The organism is Flavobacterium sp. CAU 1735, assembly GCF_039888695.1.
GTDB lineage: Bacteria > Bacteroidota > Bacteroidia > Flavobacteriales > Flavobacteriaceae > Flavobacterium.
Map to the genome: position 1 here is coordinate 1410181 of NZ_JBDQQQ010000001.1, position 17238 is coordinate 1427418.

Annotated in this window: 11 protein-coding genes; 3 read left to right on the forward strand and 8 right to left on the reverse strand. The window is 43.4% G+C overall.

Annotated features, from left to right (window positions below; all coding sequences use genetic code 11):
• From AAFN64_RS06755 to AAFN64_RS06790, 8 genes are all read right to left on the reverse strand, one after another.
• Entirely contained in the window at positions 1-966 is a 966-nt protein-coding gene (locus AAFN64_RS06755; RefSeq protein ID WP_347759791.1) for an aldo/keto reductase, read from the reverse strand.
• A gap of 12 nt (positions 967-978) precedes the next feature.
• Positions 979-2100 carry an alkene reductase gene (locus tag AAFN64_RS06760; RefSeq protein WP_347759793.1) on the reverse strand — a complete coding sequence of 374 codons (1122 nt, stop codon included), beginning with the start codon at positions 2098-2100 and terminating at the stop codon, positions 979-981.
• Positions 2090-3076 carry a TIGR03571 family LLM class oxidoreductase gene (locus AAFN64_RS06765; RefSeq protein WP_347759795.1) on the reverse strand — a complete coding sequence of 329 codons (987 nt, stop codon included), beginning with the start codon at positions 3074-3076 and terminating at the stop codon, positions 2090-2092. The genes AAFN64_RS06760 and AAFN64_RS06765 overlap by 11 nt, the downstream gene beginning before the upstream one ends.
• Positions 3077-3078: 2 nt before the next feature.
• Positions 3079-4296 carry an MFS transporter gene (locus AAFN64_RS06770; protein WP_347759797.1) on the reverse strand — a complete coding sequence of 406 codons (1218 nt, stop codon included), beginning with the start codon at positions 4294-4296 and terminating at the stop codon, positions 3079-3081.
• A gap of 255 nt (positions 4297-4551) precedes the next feature.
• The gene (locus AAFN64_RS06775) at positions 4552-5121 is read right to left on the reverse strand and encodes a Crp/Fnr family transcriptional regulator (RefSeq protein ID WP_300490735.1); all 570 of its coding nucleotides are present in this window, start codon (positions 5119-5121) and stop codon (positions 4552-4554) included.
• Between the two features lie 112 nt (positions 5122-5233).
• Entirely contained in the window at positions 5234-9286 is a 4053-nt protein-coding gene (locus AAFN64_RS06780; protein WP_347759798.1) for a Dyp-type peroxidase, read from the reverse strand.
• Positions 9287-9525: 239 nt separating this feature from the next.
• Positions 9526-10227: a LytTR family DNA-binding domain-containing protein gene (locus AAFN64_RS06785; RefSeq protein WP_347759799.1), complete on the reverse strand. Its 702-nt coding sequence runs from the start codon at positions 10225-10227 to the stop codon at positions 9526-9528.
• On the reverse strand, positions 10224-11237 hold the full coding sequence (locus tag AAFN64_RS06790; RefSeq protein WP_347759801.1) for a histidine kinase: 1014 nt from the start codon (positions 11235-11237) through the stop codon (positions 10224-10226). The genes AAFN64_RS06785 and AAFN64_RS06790 overlap by 4 nt, the downstream gene beginning before the upstream one ends.
• Before the next feature lie 168 nt (positions 11238-11405).
• On the opposite strand from AAFN64_RS06790, the gene AAFN64_RS06795 reads away from it, so the two are divergent.
• The 3 genes from AAFN64_RS06795 to AAFN64_RS06805 are packed head-to-tail and all read left to right on the forward strand — an operon-like array spanning position 11406 to position 17170.
• A complete protein-coding gene (locus tag AAFN64_RS06795; RefSeq protein ID WP_347759802.1) occupies positions 11406-12791 on the forward strand; it encodes a TolC family protein in 1386 nt (461 codons plus the stop codon).
• Between the two features lie 10 nt (positions 12792-12801).
• Positions 12802-16086: an efflux RND transporter permease subunit gene (locus tag AAFN64_RS06800; protein WP_347759804.1), complete on the forward strand. Its 3285-nt coding sequence runs from the start codon at positions 12802-12804 to the stop codon at positions 16084-16086.
• Positions 16076-17170, forward strand: coding sequence for an efflux RND transporter periplasmic adaptor subunit (locus AAFN64_RS06805; RefSeq protein ID WP_347759806.1), 1095 nt, complete (start codon positions 16076-16078; stop codon positions 17168-17170). The genes AAFN64_RS06800 and AAFN64_RS06805 overlap by 11 nt, the downstream gene beginning before the upstream one ends.
• Positions 17171-17238 lie beyond the last annotated feature (68 nt).

Genomic DNA, 17238 nt, shown 5'->3' on the forward strand with positions numbered 1-17238 from the left:
TTATAAAGTATGAAGTTGGTTTGTAATAAAAGTTAGTTCTTCGGGGTTTAATTCAAAATGCAGCGCCTGAGCATTCGAAATGGCTTGTTCGGCATTCCGTGCACCGGCAAGTACTGCGGTAATTCCCGGTTGCTGTACCGTCCAGCGTAATACCAATTGTGCTAGTGTGCTATTTTTTGCATCGGCAATAGGTTGAATGTTCTGTAAAAATTGTTGCACTTTTTTCAGATCATACTGACTGAAATATCCGTTACGATGATCGTCTTCTGTCAGTTTTCCACCTGTAAAGTATTTTCCGGTCAGTAAACCGCGTTCCATCGGGCTATATGCAATGATACCAATATTTTGATCAATACTGTAAGGAACCAGCTCTTTTTCAATACTACGGTTTAGCATACTATAGGCCACCTGGTTGGAAGCTAAAGGTACGCTTTTTTGCGCTTCTTCCAGTTGGGAAACGCTATAATTGGAAACGCCTGCAGCTTTGATTTTTCCTTGTTGGATCAATGTTTCCATAGCTTCCATGGTTTCGGATATCGGCGTAGTACTGTCCGGCCAGTGCAATTGCAGTAAGTCGATATAATCCGTTTCCAAACGTTGCAAACTTTCTTCCACTTCTTTGATTACATTGGCTTTTGATGCGTATTTATAAATGGATTGACCATCGGCTTCAAAGAAGAATTCTCCTTTTCCTTGATTGCTTCCGTCCCAAACCAGACCGAATTTTGTCAGTATCTGAATTTTACTGCGATCGCGACCTTTAATGGCTTCACCAATCATGGTTTCACTCAGACCAAAACCATAAAACGGAGCGGTGTCGATACTGGTCACACCATTATCAATTGAAGCCTGTATGGCTGCAATGGAGTCTTTTTTTTCATTTCCGCCCCACATTGTACCCCCAATTGCAAAAGCACCCAGGGTGATAGGGGACACTTCAAGAGAAGAATTTCCTAATGTTCTCATATTGTATAATTGTTATTTAAGTGTATTTGTTGTTATTGGATAAAAAGGATAGTCGGTATAACCGGTAACACCGCCTCCAAAAAAGAAATCGCGTTTCGGCTCGTTAAGCGGTAAATTGTTTTCCAATCGGTAGGGAAGATCCGGGTTGGCAATAAATGGTCTGCCAAAACCAATCAGATCCGTCCAGCCTTCCTGTAAGGCTTCTTCGGCTCGGGTTTTGGTATATTTCCCGGAATAAATCAAGGTTCCGGAAAAATTGGCCCGGATACTGTCTTTAAACGAACGTTCCATCACCGGCGCATCCTCCCAATCGGCTTCGGCTATGTGAACATAGGCTACTTTCAGACGATCTAAAAGTTTGATGGCTTCGGTATAGGTTTCCACGGGATTATTGTCAATGGTACCCTGAAGCGTTGTTAATGGCGCTAGTCGAACGCCAACTTTTTCATTACCGATTGCATCCGAAATTGCCTGAACAACCTCTTTTAGAAATCGCAGTCGGTTTTCAAGAGAAACGCCATAAATATCGGTTCGGTTGTTAGCCTGTGAGTCGATAAATTGGTTGATCAGATAGCCATTGGCCGCATGGAGTTCGATACCGTCAAATCCGGCTGCCATTGCATTTTGAGCCGCTTTGGCATAATCGGATACAATCTCCTGAATTTCGTTTTGGGTAAGTGCTCTTGGTCTGGAGTGTTGTACCATTTCGCCCACGCCATTTTCCGGCCCGCGATTTTCGAGATCGACAAACACTTTTACGCCATCGGCTACCAGTTCACTGGACGAAACTGGAGCGTCATTATTTTTTTGCAAAGCAGTATGGGACACCCGTCCAACATGCCATAACTGGGCGAAAATAATTCCGTTTTTGCGATGTACGGCATCGGTAGTCAGTTTCCATCCGGCAATTTGCTCCGGAGTATAAATTCCGGGTGTCCAGGCGTATCCCTGTCCTTGTTGACTAATCTGAGTCCCTTCGGAAATGATAAGTCCGGCGGAACTTCGCTGTTCGTAATATTCGGCCATAAGTGGAGTGGCCACTTCGCCTTTGGCAGCACGGGAGCGAGTCATTGGCGGCATTACAATACGGTTTTGTAATTCGATATTTCCGAGGGTATGTTTTTTAAATAGCATAATCGTGTTCTTTATAATTAAAATGAGGTAAAATAGTTGTGGCAATACGTTCGATTGCTTCTTTGACTGGTGTTTCCGATTTTCGAAGATGCAAGGCCATATGATTTACACCGATTTCTTCGTAGGATTTGAGCAACGGTAACAAGCCATTGATTCCTACCGCTCCTCCAAAACGATGGGGACGAAATGGGGCGTCGTCATCGGACAAAAGGTTGAGGTGGAAAGCTGTGATATAGGGTTTCGAAGCCTGATTGTTGTCGTAAAGCACATTCCGCCAGTCGATAATCTGGTTTGCGGTTTCGGCTAACGGACGCGGATAATTAAACCAACCCTGCATATTTTGGGCAATCCAGTCCATACTTTGTTGCGCACGTCCGGCAATAATCCATGGAATCGGATTTTCCGGTTTTGGAAATACCTGAATAGTGTTATTCAGGTTTTCATAATACTGGCTGAGTCCGCTTTGCGTTTTCCAGGCTTCTTCGATTATAGCATGGTTGTGGCGGAAACGTTCGGCCCGGGTTTCAAAATCATATCCGAACAACGGAAACTCCACCGGGCGATCGCCAAGACCGACACCAAACAGAAACCGACTTCCGGATAAATTTTCGATAGATGCAACCGCTTTAGCCAGTTGTAACGGATCGTGTAGCGGTAAGACGATAGCAGCGGTTCCAAGGGTAATGGATTTGGTGATTCCGGCGATATAACCCAGATAAGCTATCGTATCAAAAAGTTGAGCACCATCGCCGAAACCGGGATCGTACACCGGAACTTCGCGCATCCAAAGAGCGGAATAACCGAGTTGATCCGCCAATTGAATGTATTCCGTATGCCGACTGATATCCGGAATGCCAAACGGACGTCCGGAAAGGTTGCGTTTTTTCTCGCCTTCCAGGGACCAGTCGTTATCAAGTGGAAATTCCAATCCGATGGTCATTTTTCCGGGAATGTGAATCGTACAAATCGTTTCCATGATCAATTGTTTTTTTCGCGTTTATAACTGATAAGTGTTACTAAAAATCCGATGGCAACCAATACCGCCCCAACCCAGGGCGTGGATTGAATGCCTAATGACGATTCGACTACATGCCCGCCGATAAAGGCACCGATAGCGATTCCGACATTAAAAGCCGCAATATTCAGTGCTGAAGCGACATCTTCGGTTCCCGGCAGGTATTTTTCGGCCATTTGCACCACGTAAAGTTGTAAGCCGGGAACATTCGAAAAGGCCAGAATGCCCATCGCAAACAAGGTGATTACGGCAGCTATCTGATTAAAGACAGTAAAAGATAAAACCAGTAATACCAAGGCTTGTAGAACAAACATGATCATCAGTGCTTTAATCGGTTTTTGATTGGCTACTTTTCCGCCGATTACATTTCCTAAGGCAATGGCAATTCCGTAGATCAATAGTAATAAGCTGGTTGCATCGGCCGAAAAACCGGAAATGCTTTCCAATAGCGGTGCCATATAGGTAAAGCTTACAAAAGTGCCGCCATAGCCCAAAGCGGTAATCGCTAACACCAATAGTATCGATGGGTTTTTAAGCACCTTTAACTGATCTTTTAATTGTAAGGGTTTGCTTTTTTGTAGGGTATCCGGAATTAAAAGACTACTGGCGATAAGCCCGATGATTCCCAAGGCCGCTACACCGATAAAGGTAGCACGCCATCCGAAATGTTGTCCGATATAGGTTCCTAAGGGAACGCCGGTAACGATGGCTACGGTTAATCCGGCAAACATAATTGCGATCGCACTGGCGCGTTTGTCTTCGGGAACCAGGCTGGCGGCTATAGTCGCTCCAATCGAAAAGAAAACACCATGTGCAAATCCGGTTAGGATTCGGGCGAGGACTAATGTGATAAAAGAAGGCGCAATGGAAGCCAGTCCGTTACCAATAATAAAAAGTACCATAACGCCTAACAATAATTTTTTGCGATCGATACGACTGGTTAAAGCCGTTAATATAGGCGCTCCTACGGCTACACCCAAAGCATAGAGGCTTACAAGCAGACCGGCGGAGGAAATGGAGGTTTTTAAATCGTTGGCAACAGTGGGTAAGAGACCGACGATTACAAATTCGGTAGTACCAATCCCAAAGGCACTGATGGTTAAGGCCCATAATGCGGCCGGAAGTTTTTTAGATTTCGAAGGTGCTGTGATAGCAGCGGTATTGTTTTGAATTGTTTTCATAAGTTTGGGTTACCGCAAACGGGTAACAGGTGATTTATTACTATTATGTTTGATCCTATACATCCGGTTTTAAACCGGGCATAAAACGATCGGAACTAATAATAATTAGTACACAGTAACTTGTAAAAACATCGGGTAAAACAACTTTGAACGGTCATATTTGTAGTGTCATAAGGAACAGTACAAATGTCCGAATAGGGGAAACGCCAGGCGAGGAGTTAGGTCACCGTTTTTTTGTGAGGTAGATCACACCGTTTAGCTTTTGAGTCGGCTAAGGGTTTCGCGGGTTACGCCCAAATAGGAGGCCAGTAGTTTTTTAGGAACGCGCTGAATGAGTCGGGGTAATTTTTTGATCAGGTTATTATACCGTTCCTCTGCGGTTTCCGTTAGTAATGACATAATACGTTGTTGCAGCGCGATATAGCCATAATTGGCTTTGATTCTGAAAAAATTCGCCATCGCTGGAATCTCATGACAGATTTTTTCCCGGTCTTCCAGTTTCAGACAGAAAAATTCCGAATCTTCGATACAATCCATATACATACAGGCGGGAACCTGATTTTGAAAGGCGTGAAAATCGCTGGTCCAGTATTCTTCCATGGCGAACTGCAGGATATGTTCTTTTCCGTCGCAATCGATCGCATAGGTTTTGACCAAGCCTTTAATGATCCAGAATTCGCAGGGAACCATTTCGCCTTTTTGAACCAGAAATTGGTGTTTGCGCAGTTTTCGAAATGTAAAATGTTGGGCTACATAGTCCCATTCGCTATCCGAAAGCGGACAAATGGAAGCGATATGCTGGCGTAAAAGGTCGTATTGGGTCATACTAAGGTAATTGTACTACAAAAATAATAGATTTCTGCAGACGATAAACAGCTTTAAAACAAAACACCCCGGAATTTTCCGAGGTGTTTTTCCCAAATTTTAATATAGAACGTTATTCGTCTTGTTCTACTTCTTCTATTTGTTGATGGAAAGGGCAGCCCCTTGCCATTTTTTTCTCTTTTTGAACCTCTACAGGTGTCGAAACCGGTCGGCGACGGTGCTGATCCTGAATAGTAGGGAACACCGAAGTAAAGAAGTTTGTCCAACCTCCGGTACGCACGCGAAGCAGGTCGTATTGTTCCGGCGAACCTACTGCATCGGCAAAAGTATCCGGATTGGCTACGGTAATGGTCAAAATGTTTGACGATTGTCCGTTGGCAAATTGTTGCATCACCTGAATCAGTTTTTCGGCCGGGAAGTCTTCGTCGATATTATAATCGGTAGGAGCACCATCGCACATCAACTCGGCACCGATACCGTCAAAACCAGCCAGCGATTCTTCAAACCCGGCATATTGATGTTCGATTGGTAAATCGGCAGGACTTGGCATCGAACTAAGATCGGAGGCTACGGTAGTTCCCAAACGACGACCGTCTGCACTGGCGCCATTCCAGGCTCCCATTTCCACGTGGTTTTCGAAAGTTCCGACACCCGGCTGAATTTGAAGTCCGAAAGGAAACTTTTCCGTTCCATATCGGGTTGCCATATTTTTCATGGTTTCATACAATTGCGGCCAAGGTTCGGTAAAAGTTGCGATCGATCGACGGGCAATACCCTCTACAATCTCATTTCCAAAGGCATCAATATCGGCATCCCCTCGTCCGTAGCGCGGTTGTGCCAGAGCGATTTCTCTCAGACGTTTAAAACGATCGGAACGAGACGCAATGCGCGATTCTCCGGCCAGATCACTAATAAACGGTTCGGTCATTTTATGCCCCCAATCGCAGCACAGACATTCCAGTAATTCCGGTAATGTAGTAACCGCATTTTTATCGTCAAAAACCATTGTTTTAATTGCATATAGCGAATTAATCGCTGCACTTAACGAGATGTAACAAGGCCCGTAAATATTGTATTTGGTTCCGCCGCTATAAAAATCAAGTCCTCTGGCAAGACAGTCATCCATCAGAACGTTAAGAATAGGAGATGGACAGAATTTGGTATTCGCGCCATATCCCATTAATTGACCGTTAAAAGCTTTACGGTTGAGCCATTCGAAATGTTGGAAGTAAATGTCGACCAGTTCCTTAAACGATTTGATTTGATCAGCCGGTTTGGAATTTAACGAAACTACCTGACCAAATAAATAGGATTCTCCGGCCGATGAATACGTACGTCCCTGGTTCAGTGCGCATTCCAATGGTTGTAAGGTAGAAAATCCGCCCAGTGAGAACCAGTTTTCACCCGGGAATTGCGGTTCGTAACAGCCATCGCAGGCATAATTCTGAGCCGATTCCACGGTTACATTTGAGTTCCATTTTTTGGTTTCGGTTCCCAGTTTTCCACCAACGCCATCACCGCTGTGATGAAGTCCTTTAATTATTTTTTCGTCATTTAAAAGAATCGGATGCGCCCCACCGGAAAGCAGCGCATGAGCAGCATCTTCCAAAATTTCCCTCGGCATATCTTTACGGGTTCGTAACGATAAACAAGGCGCATTAAGCGGTAATCGTCCGGAAGCGTGTATAAACAAACGCGTCATATGGTTATAAGCCGGTTCTGTTTCTTCAAAAACAGGATTACCATTGACTTTGGTACCACCAACGGTAATTTGCTGGATCCATTGCCCCAGAGAAGCCCCTTGCGGATACGGCCCGGAAGCACCACCCATAGCCAGATTTCCAAACGGCTGATGGTCTTCCATAAAAATACGGTTTTGCTGTATCTTCTCGTCCAGTTTAATATAGAACGCATCGATAACTTCCTGCGCTTCTGCTTTTTCGAACTCATTGCTACTGTCGTAGTAAGGTTGTAAAAGCTGATCCATACGACCAATAGCGGTTGGTTCGCCATTGAGGTGTAAACAAGTATGTAGTGTAAAGATAAATTGTACCGCTTCAATTAGCGAGTCTGGTTTTTGGGTAGCCAATTTGGTCATACGATAGGCAATCGATTCCAGGTTTTGTTTTTCCCAGGCCTGGCCATCGCTCATTTTTGCAGCGGTTTGACGTGCCAGTTCGGCATAATTCAAACAGTATTCGGAGATTCCCTGTAAGGAAAGATAGGCCGAACGGTATAATTCTTTTTTATCGGTATCCGTGGTGTTTTTTTCATATTCCAGAATCTCATCCATCATGACTTTTAATCCTTTTTTTAAGGCTTTTTCATAATTCGGAATAACGTGTCCTACACCGGAAGCCTCACTCAGGTTGGCTAGAAAGCCATCCAAACGTTCGGAATCCGATAGATAGCGCATCACATAACGGCCTTCGCCTAAAGATAAATTCGGCATGGCACCTACGATAATTTCTTCCGGAGAAATGCGGAATGTATCCGAACCGTATACAATTTCGCCTTCTCTTTCACGGAACGAAGAATAGGGAACCAGCGTACCGTCTTTAAGACGGATCTTACGCCCTCTAAAACCGTAGTCGGCCGAACTGAACAATTGCAAACTTAAACGGATCGCCCAACCTTTACGAATCATAATGGATTCGTCCATAATATTGGCCGGTTTATCGCTTCCGTTGTAACGATCAATATAAAAACGAATATCCTCTTTAATTTCTTCCTGTTTCCGGTTAAAGTACCAGTTGTCCTGCCAAAGAGAGAAAATGTTTTCCAGAAGGCTTAAAATACGATTTGTCGGTATTGAAAAGTAACGTTCCCGTTCTTCCGGCAGCCCGATTCGGGTAGACATGGTAAACAGGAAATTCTGATGGTTGTAATACATCAGTCCGTTTTTAGAAGCGTTTTGGTAATGACGATCCAGACGCGTCCAGTCGACACCCGGGAAACGTGACCAGTCTTTCTCTTTGGCAAAAGAGAAGTCATTTCGGTATTTTTTAGCTACATTATCATCATCTAATCCCAGATCCTGGATACTCGGAATATAGAAAACACCTCCCAGATCCGATCGCAGGTGATTAAACAAACGGTCGTTCATAAAACCACTGTCGGGTCCGATCTGGTTACTCATGATATTTTCCAGAATTCCTATTTCTTTACTAAACCCAGCGAAATAGATTCCTTCCTCGTCCGATAACGTAATTGACTTCGGTGAACGGAAGCCGGAATTACCGTGTTGCAGATTTTTTGCCCTTCCAAACGGAAGTCCGAGGCGCAATACCGGTGTGGTATTTCCATTCGCATCCTGAATTCTGGCCGATTTGATATGCGAACGCGAATCGCGATCGGGAATAATCGTATCGTTTGTTTTACGACCAATAAGATCTTCAATCTGATCTTCGGTCATCATATTGATCTGATTCCAGTTGATCAGGAAGCGTTGTGCCAATACAAAAGACCCTCCAAAATGCGCCATATCGTCGCAACCAATTAACGTATGTTTTGCGATAGAAATCGGATCGGAAGGATTGTTAAGGTTTTCGGAGAAACGACAGCCTAGTACTTTACCGCGATGACCGTCGGCTTCATTCGATTTGGAAGCGGCTTCCTGCGAATAATACTCTTCTGTAATACTGTCTAAAGCCTTTATTAATAAGGAATTCACAATTTCACAAGCTTCTTTGCTGTCGCTCTTAATGTGAAACCAGAGATCGCCATTAGAATCTACGAAGGCGCCGTTTGAGGCCCTGAATACTTTCGATACATAAGGATCGTTATGTTCCGGAAATTGTAACGTCATTCCTTTAGGATGCGGTATGTGTTCTTCGTCACAGATTTTAGCCCAGTTTTCAAATGAAACCCCCAGAATAACAGAGGTGTTGCGATCTTTCAGATCTTTGTGGGTGTTGATTTCCGATCGGATATTTGCCATTACTTCGGCAAACTTTTTTTTATACTCCACCAGTTGTTTACCGTCTGGTTGTTTGTTGGCTTGCCAATTGCCTCGTTTTTGGAACCAAAAAGTTGTAAAAATGGCAAAGGGCGATGGGTATACCAATCCTCTTTGACAGTGTTTCCACACTTCGGTAAACCGATCTTCAAAGTTAAGAGAGTTCTCGTTGTTAGACGAGATGTCGGACTTGAGTGTTTTTTCCATGTGAGTTGTTTGTTGGTTACAGTTTAAAAATGTTTGTTGCGATTGTTTTTGTTTCCTTTACAGGTATAAAGAGCTACCTTCTATAACAGTTTGGTTGTTATGAAGTTACAATTGAAAAAAACAGAAGATTTATAGTGGGAAATCGATCTGTATCAAAAATAGTGAAAGAAAAATAACAGGGTATACGTACAAACACCTGTTTTTAGGAGAAAAAAGAGGAAAGAGGAAAGAGGAAAGAATTACGATAAGGGACGTAAGCGTTCGTTAAGTTCGCGGCGGAAGGTAATCCCCAATGGAATTTTCTCTTCGTTGATCACAATATGTTCCTTTTCGTGAACATCGATTTTATGAATCGCAATGATATACGATTTGTGTACCCGCATAAACTTATCCGATGGTAATTCCTGTACCAATTGATTCGTAGTCATCGCGGTTACAAAGGTTTTGGTCTTGGTAAAAATCTTAACGTAGTTCCCGTAACTCTGGACATATAGAATATCATCCAGTCGGATGTCGATATTTTTACCGTTTACTTTTACGTTTAATGCAATTGGAGTAGCCGTTTCCTTTTCGATAAATTGCAAGGAAAGATAGCGTTCGATTGACTTTAGAAAACGCGGAAAGTAGATGGGTTTTAATAGATAATCAATCACACCGTATTCGTAGCTTTCGAGTGCAAATTCCGAATAGGCGGTTGTTAATATGGTTTTTGGTGGATTTTTCAGGGTTTGCAATAACTCCAGTCCGGTGATTTCCGGCATGTCGATATCCAAAAACATCAGATCTACGGAGTTTTCCCGTAAATAATGCAAGGCTTCAATACCGTTATAGCATTGCGCAGCGAGTTCCAGTTGCGGATTTTGCCGGATATAGTTTGTCAGGACATAATGCGCGGCCGGTTCATCGTCGACAATAATACATTTTTTTGGAGTGATCATCATAATAAATCCATTTCGAGTAACACACGGTATTGTTTGGCTTCCTGTTGTATTTCCAGGTTGTGTTTTTTCGGATAAAGTATACGCAGTCGTTCCGTTGCATTGCTTAATCCGATTTTGGTGGAAACGATTTTCCGTTTTTTATCCGGAATCGAATTTAACGTTTCCAGACGTAATTTACCATTATTTACCGAAAGATTGATCTTTACAAAGCAATTTTCGATCGCACAGGTGCCGTGTTTAAAGGTGTTTTCCACAAATGGAATCAACAACATCGGCGCGATCATATAGTTGGAATCGACATCGGTTTTATAATCGAACTCGATTTCACAACGGTAACCCACGCGTTCTTTTTCCAGTTCGATATAGCTGGAAATAAAGTCGATTTCATCTTCAAGGGAGACGTATTCTTTTTGTGAATTTTCAACCTGGTAGCGCAACAATTGGGAAACCCGCATGATCATATCGGAAGTCCGTTCCGGATATTGCAGACTAATGCCGTAGAGTGTATTAAACGTATTAAACAGAAAATGCGGATTTAATTGTCCTTTTAGCGCATTTAACTGGATCTGATTGTAGAGTAATTCTTTGTTTGTTTTCTTTTTCTGATCGCGGTAATGTTCGATTAACTGGATACTTCCCAAGATGCAAATTAAGGTACCGACCAAGGTTCCCAATTGGAAGTGATAGGTCTTTTGCATGGAGGTTTTATACAGGAAACAATTCTTATAAATAACTTCAATGGATACTTCATGTAATATTACTGAAAATAGTATTATTAAGATAATTGAAAATAAAATATAGGTTAGTGGTTGGTGTTTTTTTAGTAGAATGGGCAGTAGAAAAAAGCGGTTGATCTGGGCATGACCGTATAGGAGTAAAAAATATACGATACCCATCCAAAAGCCTTTCCAGCTTAAAATTAAAATCCAGTCGTTTAATGTGAAAAGAACAAACGAAAAGACAAGAATTGCGAATTCCTGTAGCCACTTGTTCTCTAAGATCTTCCTCATACTCATTTCAGATATATAGCGTACAAAATAAGTATAAAAAAACGAATAAACCGGGAAGTTAAATGATCAATTGAATTGGTCATTTTTTATAGCGAATTAATCATTTTTCATAGGCGCTGCTGCGGAATGTGTCGTAGCTTCGCGTTGTTAAAAAACCTTACCACAATAATGATAGTACGAAAATTGCCATTGCTGTCGCTTTTAATGTGTTTTTCAGGAGCGTTCTCCCAGTCGCTCACCCTGAAAGATGCCATTGATCAAGGGATGGCTAACTACGGCACACTTAAAGCCAAAGAAAAGTATGCTTTGGCGGGACAGGAAACCGTCAAACAAAACAAAAGGGATTATTTGCCCAACCTGACACTGGCCGCGCAACAGGACTACGGAACCGTAAACGGACAAAATGGTCCGCTGTATGGTTTTGGAGGTCTGGGAGTCGCTTCGTCGGGATTACCCTTGCCGGAACAAAACTGGAACGCTGCTTTCGGCGCCTTGTATCTGGTGAACATGAACTGGGATTTTTATAGTTTCGGTCGTATCCGACAAAAGATCGCTTTGTCTAAAGCAGATGCCGATCGTTTGCAAAAAGATTCCGAACAGGAACAATTTCAGCATAAAATTCGCATTTCTGCGGCCTACCTAAACCTGTTGGCGAGTCAGCGATTGGAGATCTCCCAAAAGAAAAATCTGGAACGGGCAGAGGTGTTTTTAAAACTGGCTGCCGCGCGGGTTAAAAACGGATTGTTGCCGGGAGTCGATTCTACATTGGCTTCTGCGGAAGTATCGCGCGCGCGTATCGCCCTGAACCAGGTGAAAGATCAGGTAAAGGAACAGAATAACAAACTGATCACTTTAATGGGAATAGAAATTTCTGATATTAAAGTAGATACTGCTTTGGTAATCAAGTCTCCAAATGTAATTGGTAAAAGTGAAGCTTTAGGTATTGAATCCAATCCGGTGTTACAATTTTATAAGAGTCGGATGGAATATGGCGCCCAACAATTACGCTTATTTCGGAAAGAATATTACCCGACATTTAGTTTGTTTGGGGTATACCAAACCCGTGCTTCGGGATTTAATTCGGACTATGCAGTTGATCAATCTTCGTTTACCCATAACTATTGGGATGGGGTAGATCCGACCCGTCAGAATTACCTTTTTGGCGTGGGTGTAAGCTGGAACCTGACGACCTTGGTGCGTACCGCTAAAAAAGTCAGCGCGCAGAAATTTACTTCCGAAGCTTTGGAAGACGAATATAAGGTGATGGAACAGCAGTTTAAAGCACAGTCGGATGCAGCCGATGTTAAAATACAACTGGCCTATGAAAGCGATAAAGAAGCGCCTAAACAGGTAAAAGCTGCTGCTCAGGCGTATTTGCAGAAAATGACACTCTACAAAAACGGACTGACGAATCTGGTGGATGTTACCCAAACCCTATATACGCTAAACCGAGCGGAAACCGACCGTGATATTGTTCATGTAAACGTATGGCAATCGTTGTTGTTAAAAGCAGCAGCAACCGGTGATTTCAACTTATTTATTAATGAATTATAACCCGTAAAAGATGAATTTAATACGTTTTGCACTTCGTAAACCGATTTCGATTATCGTTTTGGTAATGGGATTGATCATCTTTGGAATCGGTGCTGTTAAAAGCATCAAGGTCGATATTCTTCCAAAAATGAACCTGCCGGTGATTTACCTGGCGCACCCGTTTGGAGGATATACGCCCAACCAGATGGAGTCCTATTTTGCCAAAAACTACGTCAACATCATGTTGTTTGCGAATGGCGTTAAATCAATAGAAACAAAGAATATACAAGGGCTTACCTTAATGAAAATTTCGTATTATGAAGATACGAATATGGCACAGGCTGCGGCCGAATTAAGTGCGCTTTCCAACCGGATTCAGGCGGCTTTCCCACCGGGATCGCAACCGCCGTTTATCATCCGTTTTGACGCTTCGTCCTTACCGGTCGGGCAATTGGTATTGAGTAGTGCGACCCGTTCGAATAACGAGTTGCAGGATTTGGCCAACGTTTACGTACGGGCTTCGTTTACGTCGATTCCCGGACTATTGTCGCCACCGCCGTTTGGAGGTAGCCCAAGAACCGTTGAAGTTAACGTCGATCCGGATTTATTGCGTTCGCATAACCTGACACCCGATCAGATTGTAGAAGCGATCCGACTTAATAATCAGACAGCACCGTCCGGAAACGTTCGCGTGGGCGATAAAAACTATATTACGCCGACGAATAATACGATTAAAGAGATTAAAGATTTTGAAAAGATTCCGTTGTTTAAAGGCGGCGTACAAAACCTGTATCTGGGCGATGTAGCGACTGTAAAAGACGGAGCCGATATTACGGCCGGTTATGCTTTGGTTAATGGAAAACGTTCGGTATATGTGAGTATTGCTAAGGCCGGTGATGCTTCGACCTGGGATGTGGTACAAAAGTTAAAAGCCGAGTTGCCTAAAATCCAGAGTACGCTACCGGAAGATGTAAAGTTATCCTATGAATTTGACCAGTCGGTTTATGTGATCAACTCCGTTAAAAGTTTGATTACCGAAGGAATCATCGGAGCGGTATTAACCGGATTGATGGTATTGTTATTCCTGGGCGACCGTCGGGCGGCGTTAATTGTAATTCTTACCATTCCGATTTCGATTATTTCCGGGGTTTTATTCCTGAAATTATTCGGACAAACGATCAACCTGATGTCGTTGAGCGGATTGGCATTGGCTATCGGTATTTTGGTTGATGAGAGTACGGTTACGATCGAAAACATCCACCAGCATCTCGATATGGGCAAACCCAAGGCACTCGCGATATGGGATGCCTGTAAGGAAATTGCACTACCGAAATTATTGATCTTATTGTGTATTCTGGCAGTATTTGCGCCGGCTTTTACAATGAAAGGTATTCCGGGGTCATTATTCCTTCCGTTGGCGTTATCAATTGGATTTTCGATGATCATATCGTTCCTGTTATCGCAGACATTTGTGCCGATCATGGCCAACTGGTTAATGAAAGACCATGCGAAAGTGCCGCATTCAGCGGATATTTCAGATGACGAAGCGGTTTTTCTGGCTTCAGGCTTAACGCCGGAATCGGAAAGAGATACGATGGATCAGAAAAAGATACTGGTGGAACGAAAAGATTTTAACGGTGATGGAAAAATCAGCCCGTTTGAACGTTTCCGCAATCGTTTTATGAGGTTGATCAACCGTTTGTTTGTATATAAAAAACCAATCACGATCCTATATCTGGTTGGCGTAACGGCATTGGCTGTTTTATTGCTAAATGTAATCGGGCAGGATGTATTCCCGAAAGTAAATTCCAGTCAGTTCCAGATGCGATTAAAAGCACCGGACGGAACGCGTTTGGAGCGAACCGAAGAAAAAGCCAAAGTGGCCTTAGCCGAACTGGAAAAACTGGTTGGAAAAGAGCACGTTTCGATTTCATCGGTTTATGTCGGGCAACACCCGTCGTTGTTCTCAGTATCGCCCATCTATCTTTTTATGGCCGGTCCGCACGAAGCGGTATTTCAGGTGGCTTTAAAAGAATACCATCGCGATATGGATGATTTTAAAGACGAATTCCGTCAGCGTTTGAAAAAAGTATTACCGGATGTTAGCGTTTCGTTCGAACCGATCGAATTGACCGATAAAGTATTGAGTCAGGGATCGCCAACGCCAATTGAAGTGCGTATTGCCGGTAAAAACAAAAAGAAGAATGAGGAATACGCTAATAAACTGATGGCCGAATTGCGTCAGAAGCCGTATTTTAGAGATATTCAACTGGCACAACCCATCAAATATCCGGCATTGGATATCAATATCGACCGGGTTCGTGCCGCGCAATTGGGTGTGGATATGGGCGAGATTTCCCGATCGCTGATTGCTTCGACTTCCTCGTCCCGTTATACCGAAAAGAATACCTGGATCGATGAAAAGGCCGGATTATCGTATAATGTACAGGTTCAGGTACCTTTGGATAAAATGACCGATATCAAGCAAATAGGGGAGATTCCGTTGCTGAAAAATACAGCCCGTCCGGTGTTGAGCGATGTGGCTACGATTACACCGTCGTATACCTATGGTGAAAACGATAACTTAGGTGCGATGCCGTATATTTCGATCACCGCAAATATTGATCATACAGATTTGGGATCGGCTTCGAAAGATGTACAACAAGCGATAACGTCGTTGGGTGAATTACCACGAGGTTTGTTTATCGAACAGATCGGTTTGGGGAAAGTGTTAAGTGAAACGATGGGTAGTTTGGAATCGGGCTTATTGGTAGCGGTAATCGTGATCTTCCTAATGTTATCGGCCAACTTCCAGTCGTTCCGTATTTCACTGGTTATTTTAACAGCTGTTCCGGCGGTAGTTTTAGGATCGTTGTTGCTATTACTGGCAACCGGATCGACCTTAAACCTGCAATCGTATATGGGAATCATTATGTCGGTAGGGGTTTCGATTGCCAACGCCGTGTTATTGATCACCAATGCGGAACAATTGCGGAAACACAATAACGATGCGTTGGTTTCGGCACGTGAAGCGGCTTCGTTGCGATTGCGTCCTATTATCATGACCAGTATCGCGATGATTGCCGGAATGTTGCCAATGGCAATCGGACACGGCGAAAGCGGCGAACAGGTTTCCCCATTGGGACGAGCAGTAATTGGAGGACTTTTATTTTCTACTTTTACAGTATTGGTCGTCCTACCGGTTATTTTTGCCTGGGTAATGGGTAAAACGGGAACACAATCGGTATCTCTGGATCCGGAAGATAAAGAAAGTAAACATTATATAGCGGCATTAGAACAAACAGATGAGAAATAAAGTAATACAAGCAATTGCATTTTTAGGATCGGCAGCCTTAGTGGTAGGTTGCCAGACCAAAGCAAAGGAAAGTGAGAACCCGGTAACGGAAGCTGCGGCACCAGTATTGGAGACTTTTGCACCGAAAAAAGAAATACTGTCAACCGAATTGCGTATGCCAGCCGAAATCACCGGTTTCCAACAGGTTGATATTTATGCGAAAGTGAGCAGTTATGTAAAAGAATTAAAAGCGGATATCGGAACGGAAGTTAAAAAAGGTCAGTTGTTACTGGTACTGGAAGCGCCGGAATTGAGCGCACAGTTAGCCGCGGCACAATCCCGTTTAAAATCGCAGGAAGCGGTGTATACGGCAAGTAAAAGCACCTACAACCGTCTTTTTGAAACCAGTAAGGTAGAAGGGACGGTTTCCCGTAACGATCTGGAAGTAGCGGAAGCGCGTAAAAACTCGGATTTTGCACAATATCAGGCGGCAAAAGCGGCGTATAGTGAAATTCAGACCTTATTGGGGTATTTGCAAATCCGCGCTCCGTTCGACGGTGTTGTGACCACGCGTAACGTGAATCACGGCGCCTATGTTGGACCGGCCGGAAAAGGTTCGGAACAACCATTGATGACCATTCAGCAACAAAATAAGCTACGTCTTTCGGTATATGTTCCGGAGCAATATTCCGGTTATCTGAAAAACGGAGCAGCCTTAAAATTTACGGTAAAATCGTTACCGGGACAGGATTTTTCAGCTACCATTGCTCGTATGTCGGGTGCATTGGATAGCCGACTTCGTTCGGAACGGGTTGAAATGGATGTGATCAATACCGGAAACAAATTGTTACCGGGTATGGTTGCCGAAGTACAATTACCGTTAACCGCAAAAGACAGTACCTATGTCGTACCAAAATCGGCTGTGGTTACTTCGAGTGAAGGAACGTTTGTGGTATCGGTAAAAGACCATAAAACAAGCCGATTACCGGTTCAGAAAGGACGCATCCTGGAAGATAAAATCGAGGTTTTTGGAGCGATCACACCGGATATTCTTTTGATCAAACAAGCTACTGAAGAAATTCAGGATGGAACACCGGTAAAATAAGCGATACTCAAAATATAGGAATGCAGCTAAACCTGTCAGGTCTTTAAAACCTGACAGGTTTTTTTATG

What these genes read in the sequence shown, in the direction of transcription:
- AAFN64_RS06755 (WP_347759791.1), bottom strand. Translation starts at nt 966, where the DNA reads ATGAGAACATTAGGAAATTCTTCTCTTGAAGTGTCCCCTATCACCCTG.
- AAFN64_RS06760 (WP_347759793.1), bottom strand. Translation starts at nt 2,100, where the DNA reads ATGCTATTTAAAAAACATACCCTCGGAAATATCGAATTACAAAACCGT.
- AAFN64_RS06765 (WP_347759795.1), bottom strand. Translation starts at nt 3,076, where the DNA reads ATGGAAACGATTTGTACGATTCACATTCCCGGAAAAATGACCATCGGA.
- AAFN64_RS06770 (WP_347759797.1), bottom strand. Translation starts at nt 4,296, where the DNA reads ATGAAAACAATTCAAAACAATACCGCTGCTATCACAGCACCTTCGAAA.
- AAFN64_RS06775 (WP_300490735.1), bottom strand. Translation starts at nt 5,121, where the DNA reads ATGACCCAATACGACCTTTTACGCCAGCATATCGCTTCCATTTGTCCG.
- AAFN64_RS06780 (WP_347759798.1), bottom strand. Translation starts at nt 9,286, where the DNA reads ATGGAAAAAACACTCAAGTCCGACATCTCGTCTAACAACGAGAACTCT.
- AAFN64_RS06785 (WP_347759799.1), bottom strand. Translation starts at nt 10,227, where the DNA reads ATGATGATCACTCCAAAAAAATGTATTATTGTCGACGATGAACCGGCC.
- AAFN64_RS06790 (WP_347759801.1), bottom strand. Translation starts at nt 11,237, where the DNA reads ATGAGGAAGATCTTAGAGAACAAGTGGCTACAGGAATTCGCAATTCTT.
- AAFN64_RS06795 (WP_347759802.1), top strand. Translation starts at nt 11,406, where the DNA reads ATGATAGTACGAAAATTGCCATTGCTGTCGCTTTTAATGTGTTTTTCA.
- AAFN64_RS06800 (WP_347759804.1), top strand. Translation starts at nt 12,802, where the DNA reads ATGAATTTAATACGTTTTGCACTTCGTAAACCGATTTCGATTATCGTT.
- AAFN64_RS06805 (WP_347759806.1), top strand. Translation starts at nt 16,076, where the DNA reads ATGAGAAATAAAGTAATACAAGCAATTGCATTTTTAGGATCGGCAGCC.